This is a genomic window from Nostoc sp. DedQUE02 (assembly GCF_034531035.1).
GTDB lineage: Bacteria > Cyanobacteriota > Cyanobacteriia > Cyanobacteriales > Nostocaceae > Nostoc.
The window spans coordinates 80,222-103,046 of the sequence record NZ_JAVRBY020000020.1 but is presented as its reverse complement, the minus strand read 5'-3'; the positions used below and the strand labels follow the sequence as shown (position 1 = coordinate 103,046).

The following is a 22,825-nucleotide window of genomic DNA, read 5'->3' as shown; positions in this document are numbered from 1 at the left end:
ATCTTAGTCATTTTAATTATTATACACCCAAGGCTAGATGCAAAATTTTACATCTAGCCTTTTTAGATGAATTTTACTTAAAGAAAAGAGAGTGAAGAGTGGGAAGCAGAGGGGCAGGGGAGACAAGGAAGACAAGGGGGAATTATTGAACAAGTCTCTTCCTTGTCTCACCCTTCTTCCTGGTCTACCTTGTCTCTTCTCCATGCCCCATGCCCCATGCCCTTTTACACCGTTGTTTTCTTGCGGCTACTTTCTGTTCCCTGGATGCCGTTGAGGAACATTGGCACAAACTTCTCGATAAACGTCTGTGGATCACGCTGCCAAGCCTTTTGTGCAGCCTGAATCCTAGTAAATTGCAACTCAGGCGCTAGCAATGTTTGGGGTAAGCGTTCCATCAGGTATTGGGGACGTTGCCAAAGCGGCATGGTATTTGCCACTTCCAGCAGATTGGCAACTCGCCGTAGTTCTGCACCCAAGGTGATATCCATTCCTGATTCAAATGCAGCTTGTTCAATAGCAGTATATTTTCGCTTGGCTTGCTCTACTTTTTGCCGATGTTCTGGACTCTTACGCGCGAGTTCTCCTAGCCAACGATTACCCCATCGGACATGTCCTGCTTCCTCTGGGAGAATTTTTTCAATCGTTTCCCGAATTTTGATGTTTTCTGGTGTTTGCGCCCCTTGCTTGAGTGCATAAATATGGGCAGAGAAATACTCACACCCCCGTTTTTCGGTAACGTTAATTGCAGCAAGAGAAGAAATCACAAAATCTTCGAGGTCTTGGGCTGGATCTTTTTGTTCGCGATCAAGTAGGCGTTCAAATTCATTGATGTAGGAAGAACCAGGAGGATTACCAATATCTGCTCCCAGTTCTGCCAATAAGTCAGTTAGCCACATGGCATGACGAGCTTCATCTGAAATGTGATGAGACAAATCCCGCACTAGTTCTCGTGGCTGTCCATTGAGTTGTTCAATTAATTCAGTCAGGTCTTTGCAACTACGTTGTTCACTATAACGGTAGCGGTTGAGGGTAATTAGATGGATGTCGCGATCGCATACCACTTGTTTCAATATATCTCTCGCACTCAAAACATTCTGAAATTTACGCGGGTAGGTAACTGTCATAACTTATGTAAAGTTTTGTAAATCTTTATTTGATGCTAACTTAATTTTTTGCAACTGTTGTGTTTATGCCGCTTCACCCAAAAATTAGTCACTTACAGTGTCAGACCTTTTAAATGTAAATAAAAGTAACGGATAAGTGTTCTGTCTTGAGAAAGGTGTGTTTTTTCAGGTGAGACAACCTGAAGCCAGATGATTTTAGCTGTCAAAGTAGATTTGGGAAGATTTTTCTAGTTTTGGGAAAAAATAACTAATATTGTCAGCAAAAGCAAATATAAATTTTTAAAACAGTAGCTTATGTTACAGAATTTTTGTTATAGTAGTCTCAAGAAAACAAAAACTATATATTCACAAAATAGAGAGGGCTATAGTTATGTCTATCGCAGATAAATCTCGTGCGTTAATGGCGCGTGAACATCAACAAGTCAAGAATCGCCAACAATCAATGCTGATGCGGGCTGCACAAGAACTTGGTCTTCCTGAAGAAGCATCCCACTACTGGAACCCGATTCAAGGGAAGGTTGATGCTAACACTCGGATGATTTATGGGCCGAGTCATGCTTCCATGAGCTAAAGGTTAGGGTTGATTTCTGAGTGAATGTCTCAACTGATAACTCTGGAAAAAAAAGCCACCCTTTAATTTAGGGTGGCAAAACCTGTTAATTTTAATTAGATGCGGACTTAATTAAGCATCGTAGTAGAGGTAAAACTCGTAGGGATGAGGACGTAGCTGCAACTGCTTGACTTCATTGCCTAGCTTGTAATCAATCCAATTTTCGATAAAGTCTTCCGTGAAGACGCCTGATTCTGTCAAGAAGGCGTGATCTTTTTCTAGTGCTTGCAGAGCTAGTTCTAAAGAACCTGGAGTTGAAGGAACCTTTGCCAGTTCTTCTGGAGAGAGTTCATAGATATTCTTATCTAAGGGTTCACCAGGATGGATTTTGTTCTTGATGCCATCGAGACCAGCACAAAGCATTGCAGCAAATGCCAAATAGGGGTTAGAAGTGGCATCTGGACAACGGAATTCCAAACGTTTGGCTTTGGGGTTAGTACCAGATAAAGGAATACGGATAGAAGCAGAACGATTCCCTTGGGAGTAAGCCAAGTTAACAGGAGCTTCATAACCAGGTACTAGGCGCTTGTATGAGTTGGTGCTAGGGTTGGTGATTGCCAACAGAGCTGGTGCGTGTTTGAGAAGACCACCAATGTAGTACAAGCCCATATCGCTCAAACCAGCATACTTATCACCTGCAAATAGAGGTTGTCCGTCTTTCCAAATGGACTGGTGACAGTGCATTCCCGAACCGTTATCGCCAAAAATTGGTTTGGGCATGAAGGTAACGGTTTTGCCGTATTTTTTGGCAACGTTCTTGATGACATATTTGTAAATCATCAACCAGTCAGCCGCTTCGATCAACTTACCAAAACGAAAACCTAGTTCGCACTGACCACCAGTAGCAACTTCGTGGTGATGTTTTTCAATAGGTACACCTAATTGTGCCATCGTCAACAGCATCTCTGTACGGATATCTTGGAAAGAATCCGTCGGTGAAACTGGGAAGTAACCTTCTTTGAAGCGAGGTTTGTATCCCAAGTTGGGTTTGTTATCTGTACCAGCTTTACCGGAATTCCAAGCACCTTCTTCGGAGTCTAAGAAGTAGTAGCCTTCGTTGGCGGTTTGGGCAAACCTAGCATTGTCAAAGATAAAGAACTCAGCTTCAGGGCCAAAGAAAGCTGTATCACCAAGACCAGTGGAAACCAGGTAATCTATAGCTTTTTGGGCAATAACGCGTGGGCAACGGTTGTACCATTCACCCGTGCGGGGTTCTTTGATACTACAAATTATACTTAGTGTTGGCACTTCCATGAAGGGGTCGATCCAAGCAGTGTTGGGGTCGAGTACCATCGTCATGTCCGATTCGTTGATCGCTTTCCAACCCCGGATGCTGGAACCGTCAAACGGTACGCCATCAGTGAATGCAGTCTCATCGATTTGGTTCTGGTACAGTGTGAGGTGCTGCCAAGTCCCTACTGTATCGATGAATTTGAGATCGATCAGCTGAATTTTTTGGTCTTGGATCAATTTCAAGACTTCTTGTGGTGTTGTCATTGTTACTCCTTCTCTACCAATTTCCTAAAGTAAACCAGAATATTACATTGCATCCTAACCCTGCCGATCTCAATCAGGCCGTGACACACCAGAAATATCTTAAATACTAGACATTAGCTGATTTTGTAGCTTGTGCTACAGATATCTGGATTATCAGGTTATATTAACCTTTCGGCGATCATCTGTACAAAACTGGAAAGTTCATCATATAGGGGTCAACTTTGGCATAGAATCCATAGATAGTGGATAGATTGTTTTTGTGCCGAATCTATTTTTAATAGCACAAAACTTTGCTGGTGCATAAGTGCAGCCAAATAAATATCAAACCATAAATAGCAAAGATTGGGAGAAGAAGGAATGCGCGATGCGGTAACAAGTTTAATTAAGAATTATGACCTAGCTGGTCGTTATTTTGACCGGAATGCGATCGATAGCCTGAAGTCTTACTTTGATAGTGGTACAGCAAGAGTACAAGCAGCTGCGGCGATAAATTCTAATGCGGCTGGACTTGTCAAGCAAGCTGGTTTACAGTTATTTGAAGAACTGCCAGAATTGATTCGCCCTGGTGGAAATGCTTATACAACTCGTCGTTATGCAGCTTGTCTGCGCGATATGGACTACTATCTGCGCTACGCCACTTATGCACTGGTTGCTGGGAACACCAATGTGTTGGATGAACGAGTGCTGCAAGGGCTGCGGGAAACTTACAATTCTTTAGGAGTACCTATTGGCCCTACGGTTCGCGGTATCCAGATTCTCAAGGAGCTAATTAAGGAGCAAGTAGCAGCAGCAGGTGTGGTTAATAGTGCTTTTGTAGATGAACCATTCGATCACATCACACGCGAGTTGAGCGAGATAGATATTTAGGATCTAGTCCTGGGACTAGGAATCGTAGAACTATACAAACAAAGTTCACATAAGTGGACTTAAGAGATATCGCACTTTGGCTTTATTGGCAAGGTGCGTTTACTTTTCTTAATACAAAAAATTATTTGTTGTATGACAAATTAATTGGTATTACAACGAGCATAACTACTGAGAAAATTTTATACCTGCTCTTATAATGTTTATTATTGATATAAATAATTGTTGGCAATAGTTCTATGAGTATTAATGATATAGAATTTCTGCATGGTGCAGCTTTTCTTCGACTCCTCAAAGGAACATCTTATATCTCTATCACTTATTTATCTTATATTCATTCATCTCTCTATACTATAAAAAGTTCAAATAAAGAATCAGCTATCCTATTTAAAATATCAAAGTCATTGACTTGGAGCGAAACCACTACGAAGTGTTACACATTGGCTGGGATGGAGTGCGCCGCGTACATGGTTCGGTGGTACATATAGATATTATTAATGATAAAGTGTGGATTCAATATGATGGTACTTCCCAGCCAGTTGCAGAGGCATTATTAGAAACGGGTATTTTGCGCGAAGATATTGTCTTGGGTTTCCATCCTGCTGAACTACGGCAATATACCGATTTTGCTGTATCTTAACTTATTTGTATATTGTGTATTTGCAAAGAATAATACATTTAAATAGCGATCGCTCATAGATTAAACCTATTAGCTTCTATTATCTAAACTAGATAGAACCGTCACACAATAGAAATTGCTGAGGTTTGAGGTGCTGATAATGGAAGAATTATTAATCCTGAAAGACTTACTTGTTTTATTAATCGTGCTTTGGCTTTAATCTTACCAGGAGAGTCTAATTAATTGGCTAAACAGCGACTCGATACACTATTAGTAGAGTTAAATTTATGTTCTTCTCGCGCTTTAGCACAGAGACTAATTCAGGCGGGGGAAGTTACTGTTAATCAGCAGTTAGTTGATAAACCTGGTACTGAAGTTGATATTTCGGCTCAAATAAATATTAAAGAGCGATCGCCTTTCGTTTCTAGAGGCGGTGAAAAACTCTCGAAAGCTTTGTCAGTATTTGCCATTCAAGTAGCAGAACGCATTTGTCTAGATGGTGGGATTTCTACTGGTGGTTTTACTGATTGTCTCTTACAAGCTGGAGCAAAACAAGTTTACGGTATCGATGTCGGTTATGGACAAGTTGACTGGCGATTGCGAAATGATCAACGAGTGATTTTGCGGGAACGCACCAATTTACGGCAACTAAGACCAGATGAGTTATATGGCGAAAATGACGCGATTCCTGATTTGGCGGTAGTTGATGTATCGTTTATTTCTTTAACTAAAATTCTGCCTGCTTTGTGGCAACTAACTCAAGCTAACCGAGAAGCTGTATTGTTAGTCAAGCCCCAGTTTGAAGTTGGTAGATCCCGTGTAGGTAAAAAAGGTGTTGTGCGCGATCCAAACGACCAAGCGGATGCCATTTTCCAGGTGTTGCAAGCATCTCACCAATTAGGATGGAAATACAAAGGCTTAACTTGGTCGCCGATCACTGGTCCTGCTGGGAATATTGAATATCTTTTGTGGTTGGGAATGGAAAGTGAAACACCACCACCTAATTTAGAAGCAATTAAGCAGATCACGCAATCAGCAACAACTGATTTACGTAAGAGTTAAAGAAGAATACAGAATTCAGAATCAATAGTGGAAACCTAAACCCACATATTCATTTGGCTTCGGACTCTAATTCATACTGAATTCTGACTCACCTCGACTGCGCGGAAATCGAACGAAGTCGAGATTCGGCGACCACCTGACTCCTGAATTCTTTCTTCTTAAACGTCGTAGATTAGACATTCTACGGATTCAGGATGGCGATCGCAGTAATTTTCCAAAGAAGTTTTCTTTGATTTTGCTTGATGTTGATCGGCTTTTTCAGCTTGTAGTTCTTCTACAATGTCCCAAGCTACGGCACAACCAGCTGAATCACTACCATTTAGCTCACAAGTTGTACGCGCTTCAGTAATGGCATCAATAATGGCTTCTTCAAGATTTGTCGCCCCAGCAGTTTTAAATGAGTTTAGGGTAGTTGTCATGATACTTTCACCTTTAGTTTACAGAGATAGATATTGACTGTGAGCTTTCAATGACCCCAGGAAGCTTACCCTCCGGGTGACGCTCCTGCGTCGCTAACGCTGCGCTAACGCCAGTCCCTCTTTGTTGGAGCAACAAGACCGGGCTGGCTCACATTTCCAGTTTAGATAGGCTTCCCACAAAAGGTAGTGGTAAACACCGCCATCTTTTTAGCCAAGTTTTAGTGGGAATTACCCTCTAGTCATCTTTGATTTAAAAAGGTAAGGGAATTCCACTAGTTGTAATCACTAGTAGAGGTGGTCATGCTCTCAATCTTGCATCCCAAATTGGGAATATTACTCAATTGTCAGAAGAGTTTGATAGAAGTTGATAAACACTTATAAACGGTAACAATGAGTAACAATTCTTATTCATTATCAATACTTTATACCTAATTCTTGTCGCAAACGATACAGAATTGTATTTTGATCAACTTGAGAAAGAATTTCTTGAATTACACTGCTAGCGCCCAACTGTCCCCAAGTGCAGCCTTTTTCGAGATAGACTTGGGCTGCTTTGCCGACGGAGTATGCGCCATAACCGGCAATACCAGCTTGGGCGATCGCGCTGCCAGCAAAAGCAGTAATATTGCTGGGATTGTCACCACTGGTGATTGCAACCGTACTTTTACCTAAACCCAAAAGCAAACTGCTACCTAATTCTCCCAACAGTAAGCCACCAGAACTAAATAAAATCGTTTTTAAAATTTTCCCGGCTTCATAGCTAGTCATCGGCAAACCATACAATCTAGCTAGGGCGCGAATTAAAGCCAAATCGGCAACAGTTCCGCCAAGGATATCTAAAAAAGCAATGGGATTGAGCATTACTGCTAAAGCTTTGTATTTGGTAAATTGCCAAATAATTTCTTCGGCTTCCTTTTCGCGTAAATCGATAGTTTTTTCAGCGATCGCAGCTTCTGCATTCCGTGCTTGGATTAGTGCATTTAAAGCCAGAAGCGATCGCCCTTCCCGATTCAGAATATTCAGAATTGTCTCTTTAAGTTCGTCTACTTGCGGTGGTGGTGTTTCCCATTCATAACTGACACGCCCATCGGGCCACTCTACCCGCACTTCTATTGGCGCTGGTTCTGCCGCCACCATGACAATTTCATCAGGTAGTAGAGGTTTTGCTTGAGGATGTCCAGCACCCAGTTGTTGCAAATTTTGGTAAATTACTCCCTGGTCTGTATCTGGGTAAAGGTCTATTTTGTTAAATACTAAAATCAGGGGTTTTTGCGATCGCCTTAATTCCAGCAGTGCTTGATACTCAGTGCGCGTGATATCACCAGACACGACAAACAAAATCAAATCCGCCTGATGCACTACTTCTCGCGCCATATCCGCCCGTGATTCACCCTCAATTTCATCTAATCCGGGGGTATCAATTAACTCTACTAGTACCTTATCACTAGGCTGCCAACGCACGGAACGAGGCCATTGAGTGACACCGTTCAGAGGCCCGGTTTGCAAAATCTTGTCTCCCAGCAAGGCATTTAAAACTGCTGACTTCCCCCGACTCACCAAACCAAAGACAGCAATTCTAATGACGTTAGAATCCAGCTTGTTGAGTGTGGCATTTATTGCTTCCAATTCCGGTTTCATCAAACCTGCTAATTCTGGGTTAGATGATAACTGTCCTGATTTGCGGAGATATCCATACCAAGACAACGCTTGTCTGAGACTGGCGCGCGCACGATTTAAATGAGTTTCTTGCAGATTACGATAAACCGACATAATATAGCAATCCGATTTGATTACTGAAATCGCTTGGCTTAGTAGGCAAAAGGCAATAGGCAAGAGGATTTCAGAAGATTAAAATATACCGAATTTTTTTCAAAAATCAAATATGAGTCCTATACCAGCACTTTTTGCTTTGACTCTCTTAGATGCTCATTTAATGCTCAAAACCCTGTTTTTCAGATTTTAAGCATGATTTATTAGCAGCACATCCTTGGCTAAAGACGCGATTCATCGCGTCTCTACAAATGGTCTATTTGTCGCATCCTTTTTTCAAATTGGTATAATGTCTACTCTCTCATACCATTTCACGAAATACCTGATACAAATAGATTGATCTCTAATGCTTTCCCTTTGCCCCCTGCTGCCTATTTGTATCAATTTTAAAGTGAAACGATATCAACCCCGTTACCAGAATTGAGAAAGTGAACACACCTCTATCTTATATCCCTAAAGTTCTTAGACTGATACTCCAACAAATTTGACTATAAAAAAAAGTCACCAGGCTTAAAATGTCGGGGACTAGGTGTAAACAAAAGACTTCTTGGCATTTGTCGGGAAAAGGGGAAGGTGGGGCCCCCTCTGGGGATAAGGGGCGGGGGGAAAGGGAAAGATTCTGTATTTTGCCTTTCCCGCGGTTGGTGAGCTTGCCGAACCATAACCTTTACCCTTTTCCCACAAGAGTGCAAAAAGCACTTTTGCAAGAGGTCTAAAGATTGCTGTAATTTATGAATTCCGTGCAGTGCTACTAGCCTTCAATTTCGGATAAGCAATCCGTTTATGATGAAATTGCTGCCAAACATCGACAAATATTTGAGCAATTTGTGACATTTCTTCGCGTGTTAGTCCTGAATCTACGAGTTGATTGTCTTGCCATTTGGCACGCAGAATATTATTGAGCATTGTTAAAGCTTGTTCTGTAGAGACATCTTTAAGCGATGGCTTCTTTCCCAGAGGTTGAGCCGATGCTTGTAGCGATCGCAGCGCTGCTTCACAAGAATCTGCTAACATGACAATTCCTGTTTCCCGTGATTGCGGAATCGGGCCATCATAGCGAAAATCTGCGTCGTCTACTGTTAAACTCGGATTTTCTTGAGCCATTTGCTGGGCTTGGTGATGGAAATAGGCAATCAGCATCGTTCCCTGATGCTCTGGAATAAAAGCTTGAATCGCCGTTGGTAAAAGGTGTTTACGCGCCATCACTAACCCTTCAGTTACGTGCTTTTTGATAATTTCTGCACTTTTCCAAGGATCTTTAATCTCTGTATCGTGTTTATTCGGCTCCCCCATTTGATTTTCAATAAAACCAAGAGGGTCGTGCATTTTACCAATATCGTGATATAATGTTCCAGCCCTAACTAGCTCAACATTGCATCCTAGTTCTTTGGCAGCAGCTTCAGCAAGGGTCGCTACAAGCAGTGTATGTTGAAAAGTTCCGGGAGTTTCAGTAGCGAGTCGTTTTAATAAAGGGCGATTAGGGTTTGCCAGTTCTGCAAGACGGATTGGGGTGACTAAATCAAAAACCTTTTCTAGGTAAGGACTCAAGCCCAAGGCGACAACACTCCAGCCTAAGCCGGATAAAGCAAACAAGCCGGCTTCTTGGAAGACAATATACCAAGTTGAACCGAATGCTTGACCAATTAAGATTTTAACAACCAGGTAAATGCCACCTTGAGTTAAGGCGATCGCAACACCTAATAAGGCCAACTCTTCACGCGATCGCAATCGTTGTGCAATGTAACTACCTAATATTCCTCCGCCAACACCGGCTAAAAGCGCAGCTTTGCTCATATCCAAGTTCATGCCTAATATCGGCAGTAACAGCCCAACAACTGTCAACCCCAAAGTCGGGCCGTAAAAGCTTCCCAGCAATAAACCAAGGGCACTCCAAGTGGTATAAGGTAATCCGAGGGTGATTACTCCTGGCACACTCAAAGTTAGCAGTAACACCAACAGGCGATCGCGTTGTCGCAATTCATAATCAATATGCCGTTCTACCCAAACAAAAATACCAATAGCGATCGCAATAATACTTCCTAACTTCACCAACTCCTGCCACTTTACCTCCCGGCGAATCAGGTGATAATGCTCCAGCACCTGGAAGTTCCATGCAGTAATCTGCTCCCCTTTTTTGACGATCACCTCACCATGCCGTATCTTTACCATCACCGGTGGCACTACAGCCGCAGCCTTTTGAGCGTTTTGTCTGGTTTGTTCTTCATCTTTTTTCAGATTCGGTTTAAGTACAGCTAACAACAGGTTCTTTGCCAAAGTTTCAGCAGATTCTGGTACAAAGGTCTGTAATTGTAAACTCACCGCATCTTGTAAGATATTTTTTGGCAGCCCCTGTGGAATTCCTTGGGTGAGAATCCGCTCTATACTTTGATGAATTCCCGTTTGTGTCTTTTCCCACTCCACATCTGACAAATCCAAAAGCAGTGATTCCTCGTATACTGCTTCTGGGTTAACAGTCTCTAACTGTAAAAGTTTGGCAGTGGCTTGGGCGTATCTTTGGCGGGTTTGGGAAATTTGGGCAATTAATAAAGACAAGCTTTTTTCAGAAGTTGTGAGACGGTAAGATTCTAGTTCAGCTACTGCTTGAGTAAAGTCAGTGTTTTGAGAAAAATCGACTCGCTCTGTCTTCTGTGAACTCTGTGAATCAGATTTGGGTATTATCCGGGGCTGGCGTTTCTGATTGGGTGCAGTTATGGATAATGAACGGGATGAAGCGGTGGTTTGCCCTGTTCCTTTCTTTTGCTGATTTTTACTATTTTCTATAGATGATAGCAGTGCTTGCCATTCCAAATCAGGACAAGAGCGGAGGTAACGCTGAGTAGAGATAGACAAAATTACAGGATCAAAAAAAGGAAAAGCTCCAGCAACAGCGCGAATTTCGTTACCATCATCCAAAAGTTGTTGCAAATTTTCGTTGATTTTTTCGTTCATTCGCGCATCAAGCATCAACACTTGTAAAGAGCTGGTACTGACGGCTTTGCGCTCGGCTTCTGTTTTCTTCTGATCTTCGATCCTAGTTGTGTAAGGCGCTGTAATCGTTTGGGGCGCGGGATGTCCGACTTGGAGTTGAGTCTGATTATATAATTTATGCCCAATAATACCTGTGAGAGACACTAAAGCGATCGCCAAAACCACTGAGTAACGCTGTTCATGTGCCCAATTTAAAGCGACTGCATAAATACTACTCTTAGTTTTAACCGATTTTGCCTTTGAGTTTAGCGCTCTTTCTTGTTTTTGGCGATGCCGACGACGGGCTGCGCCTACGTTCTTGTCATTAGTTTTTGATAAAAACAGAAATATATTCTTGAGCATAGTCCCTAGAAGTTTCCTTCTATGGGTTTTACCTTTGGGACTTCTCATTAACTTTCCTTTACGGCGTAGTGTTTTGTACTGTCGCCGCCAGTGAGTCAATTGCTGGTTCAAGAACTGCAAAAATTGCTGCATTGTCATTATCTCTGCCTGCAATTGCCGACTTTGATAGCTCAAAAAAAGACAATCACCAGGAAAGTTTAATCTGCGGCTGCTGCAACTCAGTGGCGGGGGCTTTTTTGTTGCTGATTTGCCACAATAGCTAGCTACAGAATCAGTCCGAAGGTTTGCTGAAAAACTCTAGTATATGAGATTAGTATATTGTGATGGAAGTTGCTTACCTTTAACAAAGGGTTTAAGCCCTATCTGGTTAATGTAAAATTAACGCGAGCGAATAACACGAGGAGCCGCGTAAATTGAAAGCAAAGCCACCTCACATCCCTCTTCTGATAACTCCCTTGGATTTAAGGTAAGATTATACACTCCTGACCACACCGCCACAAATGCATCGCCCAATTCTAACATTTGGGAAAAACTAGCTAGTCCCCATACTGGAGAATTCTTTTGTAAGAGCAAGACTTGCCAATTTATTGGAATTCCGCCAGTACCGTTATATGCTCCCGATAAAGCACCAGCAATTGCACCTGTAGCTTGTGAGCTTAGAGGTGTAGCATCTTGCACTTTCAAATTCTCTTTGTGAGTAGCCCGCAAAACTGTCAGGCGAAAGTCTTCTAAGGTACTCAAAAAGCAGTAAAATGCCATAGCAATAATATTACTGAGTTTTTCTTCCCTGGCGAATTCAGCTTGCGCCGTTGACAATCCAGCCCCTTGCTCTAATAAATTCTGGACTCTTAATAATTTTTTTGGTATTGATGTCGGTGTTTCTCCGATAAAAGAAATTGTTTGCGGGATGAGGGTTAGGGGGTGAAGTTTTTCAGTTAGGGCAAGAGCGATCGCATATCCTATTGCTAGTGTTCCATCCCTTACTACTGGGTCATCTTGCCAGATTTTTAGCACACGCAGCAAGTTGTGTCTCAGCTTAATTGGATTTTCGTGAAAAAAGAGTGCTACTGGTAGTGTGGCAATAATTATTTTTATGGAGATGTCGTCAGTTGCTACTAAATGAGGAGATTCTTGTTGCTGACGCTCTATCCAATCATCTAAATCTAATCTACCCAACGCAATCAAACTCTGGATACCCAGAATCGCCATTGTGCCTAAATCTAGGCAACTCTGAAATTGGATTTCACCACCAGAACCTAAACTTCCCCCTAAAAATGCTCCGAGTAAAGTACCTTTAAACCGACTTATGGGAGAGTAACGCATATAATTTTGGATTTTGGATTTTGGATTGAATAATTTAATCCAAAATCTAAAATATCAAATCTAAAATTGAGTTATTTTTAATCTTTTCTCAAATGATTCACCAAAGCTTGTAAGCCCAACAAGTAACTTTGAACGCCAAAACCACTTATTTGTCCGATCGCGACAGGGGCGATGTACGAATGATGGCGAAAATCTTCGCGGCGGTAAATATTGCTCAGATGTACTTCTACTGTGGGCAAATTGACAGCAGCGATCGCATCTCGTAATGCGACACTTGTATGGGTATACGCACCTGCATTAATCAGAATTCCCTGATATTGCCCTAATGCGCCATGAATAGTATCTACCAGAATCCCTTCATGATTTGACTGCACAGGAAAAACTTTCGCCTGTAACTTGAATGCTTCTTCTTCTAACAGGTGGTTAATTTCAGCTAGTGTCAACGAACCATAAATTCCTGGTTCTCGCTGTCCTAGCAAATTTAAGTTTGGCCCATGCAGTGCCAGAATGCTTAAGGATTGCAAAGTCGAGTTTAGCACTTTGGGGTTAGTGGCGACGGCGTGAGCGATCATTCACAGGAATCGGAATCAATTCCGGTTCCGGTTCAGCCTCCGGCCCTAACAGGCTTTCAATTAGCCTACGAGCTAATTCCTTAAGCTTTTCCAGCACCTTTTCTATATAGTCCATGAACAGACTGCTCCTGAGATACTACCTCAATTTTTGATTAACAGGTACGCAGAAAATGGCATATTTTCGCACCTCTGGCTTCCAATCGGGTCGATACACAATCCCGCATTTGGGACATAAGCCACTTCTAAAATTTGGCGTTGTGTTTTCCCTTACCTTTTAGACTATCACACTTGCAACCGATAAAACTGTATCCTATCAAGGATGGGTATCAAGGGTCAAGCAAGAGTCAGACTTTGGACTCTTGAGCGCCAATTTTCCAATTTTAGATTTTAGATTGCCGATAGCGCAGCCTAAAGCCTTCTCTTCTCCCTTTGGGATTCGGGGAGATGAACTCGCCCTTGAAAGGCAACGCCTTCGGCATAGCTTCTCTACGAGATGCTACGCGTTAGCGCAGTTTTGGCTTTAGCGACACTCTACGCGAACGAGCGTTTTTTAGATTTTTTGATTTTTCGTACCAGACTAACGTCCAGCTACATTAACATTCTCTTTTAGGTCAAAGAAATCCAAAATTTAAAATCTCAAATCCTTTGACTTGTAACTAGGCTTCTGTAGCCTTTTTTTTCGTAGCGGTCGTTGAGGACTTAGCAGTTGACTTCGATTTGGAACTCGTTGATTTACTCGTTTTGCGAGTCGATTTTCCAGTCGATGCTTTAGCTGCCAACAAGTTCAGCGCCGCAGCCAGGGTTACATCTTCTACTGTTTGACCTTCTGGGATACTCACATTAGTTTTGCCATGCTTGATGTAAGGGCCATAAGGGCCATCGTAGATGTTGATTGTTTCCCCGTCCTCTGGATGTGTACCCAATTCGCGTAAGGCTGCCTTAGACTTGCTGTTGGTGGAACTACGTCCCTTTTTTGGTTCGGACAATAATTCCAATGCACGTTCTAAGCTAATTGTCAATACATTATCAGCAGCTTTCAGGGAGCGGTAGTCTTTCCCCTCCTTACCCTGGTCATGAACTACATAAGGGCCAAAGCGTCCCAAACTCGCTTGGATTTTGCCGCCAGTAACTGGATGAACTCCTAATGTTCTGGGTAGTGCCAACAGACCAACAGCCATTTCTAGGGTAACGGTTTCTGGGGTGACACCTTTGAGTAAAGAGGCTTGTTTCGGTTTGGGGTTTTCGTCGGTTTTATCACCCAATTGGACATAAGGCCCGTAAGCACCAATTTTCACATAAATCGGTTCGCCAGTTTCGGGATGCCGACCTACCTGGTCAGGGCCAGTGGTTTTTTGTCGCAGCAATACTTCCACCTGTTTGGGGTCGAGGTCAGCTGGTGTCAGGTCTTTGGGAATTGAGGCAGTGATAACTCCCTCACCATTTACGACTTCAATATAAGGGCCATATTTCCCAATGCGGACTTTGGCATCTAGATTCTCCAGTGCTACAGTCCTAGCTTTGGTGGCATCAATTTGACTTTCCTGCTCTTTAACCAGTGTTTCTAGTCCTTTGTCTCCCAGATAGAATTTCTGTAAGTAGGGCAGCCATTTCGCTTCACCTGTGGCAATATCATCGAGAGTTTGCTCCATCTTCGAGGTAAAACTAGGATCAACGATGTCTGGAAAATGTTTTTCCAGCAAATCGGTGACGGCGAAAGCGGTGAAGGTGGGAATGAGAGCGTTAGTCACCAAATGGGCATAACCCTTGTCGATGATTGTGCCAATGATGCTGGCGTAGGTACTGGGACGACCGATACCTTCACTTTCTAATGTTTTCACCAAAGTCGCTTCGGTGTATCTAGCTGGTGGTTGAGTTTCGTGGCCAACGGCTTCTAACTCTGTACAATTCGGATGATCTCCCACTTGCAGATTCGGCAAAATTACTTCCTGGTCTTCCAGTGCTGCTTCCGGGTCGTCTGAGCCTTCGACGTAGGCACGTAAGTATCCGGGAAATTCAATCCGCTTGCCAGAAGAACGAAATCCAGCATCCTCGACTTGCAATTGCACAGTAATTTGAGTTTGGCGGGAATCAGCCATTTGACAGGCGACAGTCCGCTTCCAAATCAAATCGTAAACGGCAAGTTCTCGACCGCCCAAACCAGTTTCTTGGGGCGTGCGGAAGGTGCTACCTGCTGGACGAATTGCTTCGTGCGCCTCTTGTGCGCCTTTGGATTTGGTGGTGTATTGCCGGGGTTGGGGACTGAGGTATTGTTGACCGTAGAGCTTTTCTACACAACTGCGAGCTGCTGCGATCGCTTGATCTGACAAATGTACCGAATCTGTCCGCATATAGGTAATATACCCCTGCTCGTACAAATTCTGGGCAACCCGCATTGTGTCACGGGCTGAGAGGCGCAATTTCCGGTTAGATTCTTGTTGCAGTGTTGAGGTGGTGAACGGTGGCGACGGTTTGCGCGTCACTGGACGTTCCTCCATCTCGGTAACACTCCAAGTTTTACCAGTTAGGCGTTCCTTGAGCGCTACGGCTTGATCTTCGTTGAGCAATAAGACATTGCGACCTGCGGTAATTTGTCCGGTCGTTGCGTCAAAATCGCTGCCGTTAGCGATTTTGGTTCCTGCCAATGTTACCAATTGGGCAGCAAAGGGGGTTTTTTCCTTTGACAAACTAGCTTTCAAATCCCAGTACGTACCCTCATGGAAAGCGCGGCGTTGGCGTTCCCTAGTGACTAAAAGTCGCACGGCTACGGATTGCACTCGCCCAGCAGATAATCCCCAGGCAATTTTTTTCCATAGCAATGGAGATAGGGTATAGCCCACCAATCGATCTAAAATTCGCCGAGTTTCTTGGGCACGAACCAACTGCTCATCAATATTGCGGCAGTCTTTCAGAGCTTTTTTGATCGCCTCTTGGGTAATTTCGTGAAACACCATCCGCTTAGTCGGAACTTTCGGTTTCAGCAATTGGTATAAATGCCAACTAATGCTTTCACCTTCCCGGTCTTCGTCCGTTGCCAGAATCAGTTCATCTACATCCTTGAGGGCATCTTTGAGCTGGGTAACAATTTTCTTTTTGTCTTTCGGGACAACATACACCGGTTCAAAGTCGGCGTCCACATTTACCCCTAGCTGCGCCCATGATTCCCCTTTGACGGCAGCAGGAATTTCACTAGCCGACTGAGGGAGGTCACGCACATGACCCATAGACGCCTCCACCCGATAGCCTGCTGGCAGGTAGTTGCGAATGGTACGAGCTTTGGTTGGAGATTCGACGATGACGAGAGTTGACATGGAAATTTCAATAAAAAGAAGAGCTAGTAAGCTAAACAGTCAAATTGAGGTAATTTTTGCAAATTGTCAAGATAAAAGGTCACGCTTAGGGCGGTGATTTAATCCTCACATAAACTGCCTGCTTGGGAGAAAATTCGCTGGACTTATTGCCCAGTCTATCCCAGAGGATAAATGAGGGTACACTGGGTCTAAATTTCCAGCTATTTCAATCTTTAACTTATCTAACGCATAATTGGCGACTACAGTTTTCAAAATATCTTTTAATTGGGGAATTGGGCATAGGGCATAGGGCATAGAGTGTGGGGAATGGGAGATAAGAAAGCAGGGGGAGCAGGGAGACAAGGGGACTTGAGTGATAACTTGTAACAAGTCTTTTTCCTTGTCCTCTTCCCAATGCCCAATTCCCATATTCCCAATTCCCCATGCCCCATGCCCAATTCCCTACCCTAATAGAGCTTGTGCCAAAATTAAATTAAATTTGAGAGCAAAAGCGAAGTGGGATTTGTACCCATGTCAGGAAAGCAAAACCATGAAACCAATTCGTCAGGGTGATGTTATCTTACTACCTGTGCAGCAGGTTGAAGGACAAAAAATACCTCATTTAACTTTGGCAGAAGGCGAAATTACAGGCCATAAACATCGTATTACTGAGGGCAAGGCTGAATTATCTGAAAAAGATAGCACACTTTACTTACGTGTTATTTCAGAGTCAGCATTGCTAGCTCATGAAGAGCATAAAGCTATTTCTATTCCCCAAGGTGATTGGATGGTGAAAATTCAGCGAGAATACGAGCCTGAAGGTTGGCGTTATGTCGCTGATTGAAAAGTTAACGCCTGAGCAAGAGGCTTTAATTCCAGTTTATCGAGAGAAGTGGAGAGCGATCGCGCTTTCAACTGAGCGAATTGATAGAGAGAAAGCGGCGGAAGCTGTAAAAGCTGCCTATATTGCAATTGACTTTGGCTATGAAGAGCCTGAAATATTTTTTCAGGATAGTCCTTATGCAGCCTGCAACTGGATGCTAAAACGACTTTCACCTCAATTTCTAGACAATTACCTCAATGAACCAAATAGTATAGGAAGCTTATTTTCGGCTCATTTCTTTCAAAAACTTTCGAGTATACTCAATCAAAAGTTTGGAAGTCAAGTATGTAGGCAATTAGACAACTGTTTTTATTATGTGGCAGATGATCCCTTAAATCATGAAATATTCAACAACTTAAATGAGAAATTTAGCACTCAATTAAACGAACAACCAGAGGATCATTCGTGGTGGATTGAAATGCAACTTAATGATTGCTTTAAACCTGAAAGTCATGGTAATTGGATGACTGGGTTTGATTTCTGTATCTCTGTTTTGAACATTGTTCATCCTGAACAGGAATGGACAGTATTTCAATCCTTAATTCAAGAATGTGGTTGGTTATTTGCGTATGATGACATTTGTATTATCTGCGATCGCCCCCTTCACCTACGCTTCAACAATCAAAACCGACTCCACGCTGAAGGTGAACCTGCCATTGAATTTACCGATGGATATAGCCTCTACTCCTACCACGGTGTAACCTTACCTGAAAAATACGGTAAAATCCATCCGCAGCAATGGCAAGCTGAATGGCTTTTGACAGAGGAAAACGCCGAACTACGCCGAGTGTTAATTCAGGGTATCGGTTACGTCAGAATTTGCCAAGAATTACAAGCTATTGAATTAGATTTTTGGAAAGAATATACTCTATTAAAAATAGATGCTGATGTAAATGAAGAACCAATTTACTTATTAAAAATGACTTGCCCCAGTACAGGGTTTATTCACGCCTTACGAGTTCCACCGAATATGAAATCAGCGCGTGAAGCAATTCGTTGGGTGAATTGGGGTGTAGATCCAGAGGAATTTGCTGTGCAAACATAATTAATTGTTTAAGAGACTTTCCCCATTTAGAAATTGTTCAACGATCGCTACCTAATTTATTGACAAAATCGCCATGTTCAGCAGACTGCAAACCTGCTTGCAAAACCTTCAATACACCCTGCATATTACCTGCTAATAACTCCGTTGCCGCTAACCACAACCCTGGAAATACTCGACTTCGCAAAACGCCTTCATTGTCAGGTACTAATTCCCGATATTCACCCTCTTCCAGAGAAAACCAAGTCAATTTTTGGTCTAAAACTTGCCAAACAATATATTCTTTGACACCGTTGCGACGATAAGCTTGTTTTTTGCCATGAAGATCGATAGCTGCACTACTAGCAGCAATTTCCACAACTAACTCTGGCGCACCTTCAATATAATCATCTTCACTCAGCCGCGTTTGACCACCTGCTTCCGGTTCAATCAACAGAACAACATCGGGTTGAGGTTCGTTATCTAAGTCTAAGCGGACGGTAGGTTCAATTCCCAACGCTACACCAGGAGTTGCAGCTTCGTAAGTACCAAGGCATGTCAAAATCCAACCATGCGGTTGACCGTGACTTCGGAAACGCAGAGCAGCTGGCATAATATAGACAATTCCTTCGATTAATTCAGCTTTTTTCAGGTTAGAGGTGGCATTATAGCGACGCTCAAATTCGTAGCGGGTAAGTTTGTCGCCATTTTCCAAAGGAGGAATTGTCCAAAGCTGGGAGGGTGTTTTCACCATAATTGTTGTGAAAATGAGCTTGTGTACATCTTAGCGAATTAGGTAAAAACGCAACCGACTAGGGAATGAGAGATTCTTGAAGAAGAATTCAGAAGTCAGTATTCAGGAATCAGAATCACTCTTTGCGGGGATTCAGACTCGCCATTAATAGCGGGTAGAGTACAGAATTAATTCTGAATTCTGACCCCTGACTCCTGAATTCTGTTTGAACATTAAGATTTTTTTACAAAACTAACAGCAATATTGTTTAAATTGATAGCTGCATCCCAAGCAGTAAATAGGTTTTAGCTATATCGCCTCTTATAAAACCCGCAACAAACCTTATTTTTTTTCAGCCAGCAGGTTTGAGAAAATCAGAAACGGTTTAATAATCAAGCACTTATAAGTAAATGGGCTGAATTAAAGATAATACCTCTCTCCAAACCTCTCCCCTTCTTTACCAACGGCACGCTGTGCGATGCCTACGAGGTAAATCTACGCACCAAAGGGGTTGGTGGTAAGCTCTATCTTATATTTTTTACGCCCATTTACTTAGTTATTTGAGTTTAAAAGGGAGACACAAACATGAAATTGGCTTACTGGATGTATGCTGGCCCAGCCCACATCGGCACTCTGCGAATCGCTAGTTCTTTTAAAAATGTTCATGCGATTATGCACGCTCCACTTGGCGATGACTACTTTAACGTCATGCGCTCTATGCTATCGCGGGAGAGGGATTTTACTCCGGTGACAACCAGTGTTGTCGATCGCAACGTTTTAGCACGCGGCTCCCAAGAGAAGGTGGTAGATAACATTACCCGTAAGGATGCCGAGGAACGCCCAGATTTGATTGTGTTAACTCCCACCTGCACCTCTAGCATTTTGCAAGAGGATTTGCACAACTTTGTCGAACGGGCGCAGTTGGAAGCCAAAGGTGATGTCATGCTGGCGGATGTGAACCACTACCGCTACAACGAACTGCAAGCCGCCGATCGCACTTTGGATCAAATCGTCCAATACTACATTGAAAAAGCCCGGAGACGGGGCGAATTAGCAGAGGGCAAAACTGAGAAACCCTCAGTGAACATTATCGGTACTACTACCCTTGGCTTCCACAACAATCACGACTGCACTGAACTCAAACGACTGATGGCTGACTTGGGGATTGAAGTGAATACTTTAATTCCTGAAGGCGCTTCGGTGAACGACTTGAAGAAGATGCCGAAAGCCTGGTTTAACCTCGTACCTTACCGTGAACTCGGTTTGACTACAGCCCGTTACCTAGAAGAACAATTCGGCACACCTTATATAGACATTACTCCGATGGGTGTAGTGGAAACTGCCCGTTGTATTCGCAAGATTCAGCAGGTAATTAACGCTCATAGTTCGACTTCGCTCACTATAAAAGGTGCAGAAGTTGACTACGAAGACTTCATTAATGAGCAAACCCTCCATGTCTCTCAGGCTGCTTGGTTCTCCCGTTCGATTGACTGTCAAAACTTGACTGGCAAAAAAGCTGTGGTTTTTGGTGACAATACCCACGCCGCCGCCATTACCAAGATTCTGGCGCGAGAAATGGGGATTCATGTTGTTTGGGCTGGAACTTACTGTAAATACGATGCAGATTGGTTCCGCGAACAGGTTAGCGAGTATTGCGATGAAGTGCTGATTTCCGAAGATCATGGTGAAATTGGGGATGCGATCGCTCGTGTCGAACCTTCTGCGATTTTCGGTACGCAAATGGAACGCCACGTTGGTAAGCGTTTAGATATTCCTTGCGGCGTAATTGCAGCACCAATCCACGTCCAAAACTTCCCCATTGGTTACAAACCATTTATGGGTTATGAAGGCACGAATCAGATTACAGATTTAATCTACAATTCCTTCACTTTGGGAATGGAAGATCACCTGTTAGAAATCTTCGGTGGTCATGATACCAAAGAAGTTATTACTAGAGGAATTTCTGCTGATTCTGATTTGAATTGGACAAAAGATGGTCAAGCAGAATTGAATAAGATTCCGGGATTTGTTCGCGGCAAAGTGAAACGTAATACTGAGAAATTTGCGCGCGATCGCGGTTTCAAAGAAATCAACGCTGAGGTTTTATACGCTGCCAAGGAAGCTGTCGGGGCTTAATGATAATTTAGTTATCAGCTATAAAACTGATAGCTAGAATTCCATAGAAGAGTGTTTTTTCAAAGAAACACTCTTCTGCTTATTATGAAATAAATTTTAATAGACAAACTAATTTATTAAAAATAAAGTATTTATGAGCAGCAATCAATTACCTAGTAGTCCTAACGGAAATAGACTATACACCGGATTAATTACGACTCTAAAAATAGTTCAGTTTATTGGTTATTGTATCATTGTAGTTGTTTTTATTTCCCTACTAATCTTTAGATCGACTTTAGTTTTTGCAAATTTAATTTCTGTGGTGATTAGCTACATTTTTATAAATAGATTTATAGCAGTATTGATAGCAATCATCGACCTTTTAAGCCGCATAGAACGGAATACAAGGTCTGAATAATAACTGCTGTTTAACAATGATTTTATGTAACAGAATATAAATCTAGTCCAGCACCAAGAAATTTAATTGCGATCGCGGTTTCAAAGAAATAAACGCTGAGGTATTGTACGCCGCGAAGGAAGCTGTAGGCGCGTAAATTCAGGATTATCTATCATTGAAAAGAAAGAATACTTATTGTGAGTGTCTTTTTTATTAATAATTTTACAAAAATTAATAGGTTTCATAAATACGTATAATCACTGTTACATAATAAACCAGATATTACTTACAACAAGAATACTAATTGATGATAGCAGTATGCCGAGAAAGTTTGAATCATTATTTATTCGATATAAAGACCAAAACCCAAAAACGGCTTTTGCCTTTTTCCAATATCCTGCGGGAGAAACATGGGAAAAGCCTTTTGAAGAACTAGCTCGTTTAGCAAAACCTGAACAATGGGGATTTGAACGTTCTGAGTTTAAAGAGCAAAAATATAGCAACCAACGATTTCCTATACTTACAAATTACCTCAACTATACATTTCTTAGAGCTCAGGAGCTTGGTTTGATAGCTTATTCTGAAGATGAAGACAAAGCTTGTTTTAATACGGGACTATTGACACCAGAAGAAAAAGAAATTTTTGCAACATTTTTTGCTAACAAACAGTGTGAAGAAAAAAAACAATGCCCTTGGACTTTCTATACTTTTGCAGAGTCTTATTCACATAAATTAGAACATTTTTCCAATCGGCCTAAGATTAATAGTTATGTAACAGATCCTAGTGCTTTAGTTTTTGATACTAGCTTAGAACTAGATGTAAATTATGAGCATATAATACAAAAAAATTCAGATCGGCTTCCAATTCAAATTCAAGATCACCCAAGACTAGCATTAACATCTATTAAAGGAGCAGTTGAATCCCTAAGAGATAAGGTAGCAAGAAACTATAAACTTGCAATACCCCATTGGTATGAAAATAGAATACAACTACTACTTCCTCTACACTTAACTAGCGATATTCAAGCTGATTTAGCATTGGTTGTTGATAAGGATAAAAGCAGAGGTATGTATCTTGCTCGAACTGTATTAACAATGGATATGGCCTACATAGATGCAAGATTAATTACACGTCCTGACAGAGATTGGTTGAATCCATAAATCTACTGTTCTTACTTATCTGATTACAATTGGAGGAT

Annotated in this window: 18 protein-coding genes; 8 read left to right on the top strand and 10 right to left on the bottom strand. The window is 42.3% G+C overall.

Annotated elements, in window-relative coordinates; all coding sequences use genetic code 11:
• Positions 1–224: 224 nt before the first annotated feature.
• Positions 225–1,124 carry a ferritin-like domain-containing protein gene (locus RMX98_RS17440; RefSeq protein ID WP_322677019.1) on the bottom strand — a complete coding sequence of 300 codons (900 nt, stop codon included), beginning with the start codon at positions 1,122–1,124 and terminating at the stop codon, positions 225–227.
• 370 nt (positions 1,125–1,494) lie between these two features.
• Between RMX98_RS17440 and RMX98_RS17435 the strand changes: the two genes are divergently transcribed.
• Positions 1,495–1,695: a hypothetical protein gene (locus RMX98_RS17435; protein ID WP_322677020.1), complete on the top strand. Its 201-nt coding sequence runs from the start codon at positions 1,495–1,497 to the stop codon at positions 1,693–1,695.
• A 111-nt stretch (positions 1,696–1,806) separates the two neighbouring features.
• Here RMX98_RS17435 and glnA read toward each other — a convergent pair whose 3' ends face one another.
• Positions 1,807–3,231, bottom strand: a complete 1,425-nt coding sequence (glnA, locus tag RMX98_RS17430) for a type I glutamate--ammonia ligase (protein ID WP_322677021.1) — start codon at positions 3,229–3,231, stop codon at positions 1,807–1,809.
• Between the two features lie 357 nt (positions 3,232–3,588).
• Here glnA and apcB point away from each other — a divergent pair, with 357 nt between their 5' ends.
• The 3 genes from apcB to RMX98_RS17415 all read left to right on the top strand — a co-directional run bounded on the left by apcB (position 3,589) and on the right by RMX98_RS17415 (position 5,776).
• On the top strand, positions 3,589–4,098 hold the full coding sequence (apcB, locus tag RMX98_RS17425) for an allophycocyanin subunit beta (RefSeq protein ID WP_322674716.1): 510 nt from the start codon (positions 3,589–3,591) through the stop codon (positions 4,096–4,098).
• Positions 4,099–4,525: 427 nt separating this feature from the next.
• Entirely contained in the window at positions 4,526–4,735 is a 210-nt protein-coding gene (locus RMX98_RS17420) for a XisI protein (protein ID WP_409881585.1), read from the top strand.
• A gap of 222 nt (positions 4,736–4,957) precedes the next feature.
• Entirely contained in the window at positions 4,958–5,776 is an 819-nt protein-coding gene (locus tag RMX98_RS17415) for a TlyA family RNA methyltransferase (RefSeq protein WP_322677023.1), read from the top strand.
• 158 nt (positions 5,777–5,934) lie between these two features.
• Here RMX98_RS17415 and RMX98_RS17410 read toward each other — a convergent pair whose 3' ends face one another.
• The 7 genes from RMX98_RS17410 to topA form a co-directional block, all read right to left on the bottom strand.
• Positions 5,935–6,195, bottom strand: coding sequence for a Calvin cycle protein CP12 (locus RMX98_RS17410; RefSeq protein ID WP_322677024.1), 261 nt, complete (start codon positions 6,193–6,195; stop codon positions 5,935–5,937).
• A 414-nt stretch (positions 6,196–6,609) separates the two neighbouring features.
• Positions 6,610–7,965: a GTP-binding protein gene (locus tag RMX98_RS17405; protein ID WP_322677025.1), complete on the bottom strand. Its 1,356-nt coding sequence runs from the start codon at positions 7,963–7,965 to the stop codon at positions 6,610–6,612.
• A gap of 729 nt (positions 7,966–8,694) precedes the next feature.
• Positions 8,695–11,433 carry an HD family phosphohydrolase gene (locus RMX98_RS17400; protein ID WP_322677026.1) on the bottom strand — a complete coding sequence of 913 codons (2,739 nt, stop codon included), beginning with the start codon at positions 11,431–11,433 and terminating at the stop codon, positions 8,695–8,697.
• Positions 11,434–11,673: 240 nt separating this feature from the next.
• Positions 11,674–12,618 (bottom strand): ADP-ribosylglycohydrolase family protein, encoded by a 945-nt coding sequence (locus tag RMX98_RS17395; protein WP_322677027.1) that lies wholly within the window; start codon positions 12,616–12,618, stop codon positions 11,674–11,676.
• A gap of 77 nt (positions 12,619–12,695) precedes the next feature.
• On the bottom strand, positions 12,696–13,190 hold the full coding sequence (aroQ, locus tag RMX98_RS17390) for a type II 3-dehydroquinate dehydratase (RefSeq protein ID WP_322677028.1): 495 nt from the start codon (positions 13,188–13,190) through the stop codon (positions 12,696–12,698).
• On the bottom strand, positions 13,165–13,305 hold the full coding sequence (locus RMX98_RS17385; protein ID WP_012410890.1) for a hypothetical protein: 141 nt from the start codon (positions 13,303–13,305) through the stop codon (positions 13,165–13,167). Before RMX98_RS17385 ends, aroQ begins: the two co-directional genes overlap by 26 nt.
• A 541-nt stretch (positions 13,306–13,846) precedes the next feature.
• Positions 13,847–16,498: a type I DNA topoisomerase gene (gene topA, locus RMX98_RS17380; RefSeq protein ID WP_322677029.1), complete on the bottom strand. Its 2,652-nt coding sequence runs from the start codon at positions 16,496–16,498 to the stop codon at positions 13,847–13,849.
• Positions 16,499–17,027: 529 nt separating this feature from the next.
• Between topA and RMX98_RS17375 the strand changes: the two genes are divergently transcribed.
• Together RMX98_RS17375 and RMX98_RS17370 are read left to right on the top strand one after the other, a co-directional pair.
• A complete protein-coding gene (locus tag RMX98_RS17375) occupies positions 17,028–17,321 on the top strand; it encodes a hypothetical protein (RefSeq protein ID WP_322677030.1) in 294 nt (97 codons plus the stop codon).
• Complete coding sequence (locus RMX98_RS17370; RefSeq protein WP_322677031.1) at positions 17,308–18,405, top strand: DUF6745 domain-containing protein; 1,098 nt, start codon at positions 17,308–17,310, stop codon at positions 18,403–18,405. The genes RMX98_RS17375 and RMX98_RS17370 overlap by 14 nt, the downstream gene beginning before the upstream one ends.
• A 37-nt stretch (positions 18,406–18,442) precedes the next feature.
• On the opposite strand, the gene RMX98_RS17365 is transcribed toward RMX98_RS17370, so the two are convergent.
• Entirely contained in the window at positions 18,443–19,135 is a 693-nt protein-coding gene (locus RMX98_RS17365; protein WP_322677032.1) for a Uma2 family endonuclease, read from the bottom strand.
• Between the two features lie 564 nt (positions 19,136–19,699).
• On the opposite strand from RMX98_RS17365, the gene bchB reads away from it, so the two are divergent.
• On the top strand, positions 19,700–21,250 hold the full coding sequence (gene bchB, locus RMX98_RS17360; protein WP_322677033.1) for a ferredoxin:protochlorophyllide reductase (ATP-dependent) subunit B: 1,551 nt from the start codon (positions 19,700–19,702) through the stop codon (positions 21,248–21,250).
• A gap of 694 nt (positions 21,251–21,944) precedes the next feature.
• The gene (locus tag RMX98_RS17355) at positions 21,945–22,787 is read left to right on the top strand and encodes a DUF3825 domain-containing protein (RefSeq protein WP_322677034.1); all 843 of its coding nucleotides are present in this window, start codon (positions 21,945–21,947) and stop codon (positions 22,785–22,787) included.
• The last annotated feature ends 38 nt before the right edge of the window (positions 22,788–22,825 follow it).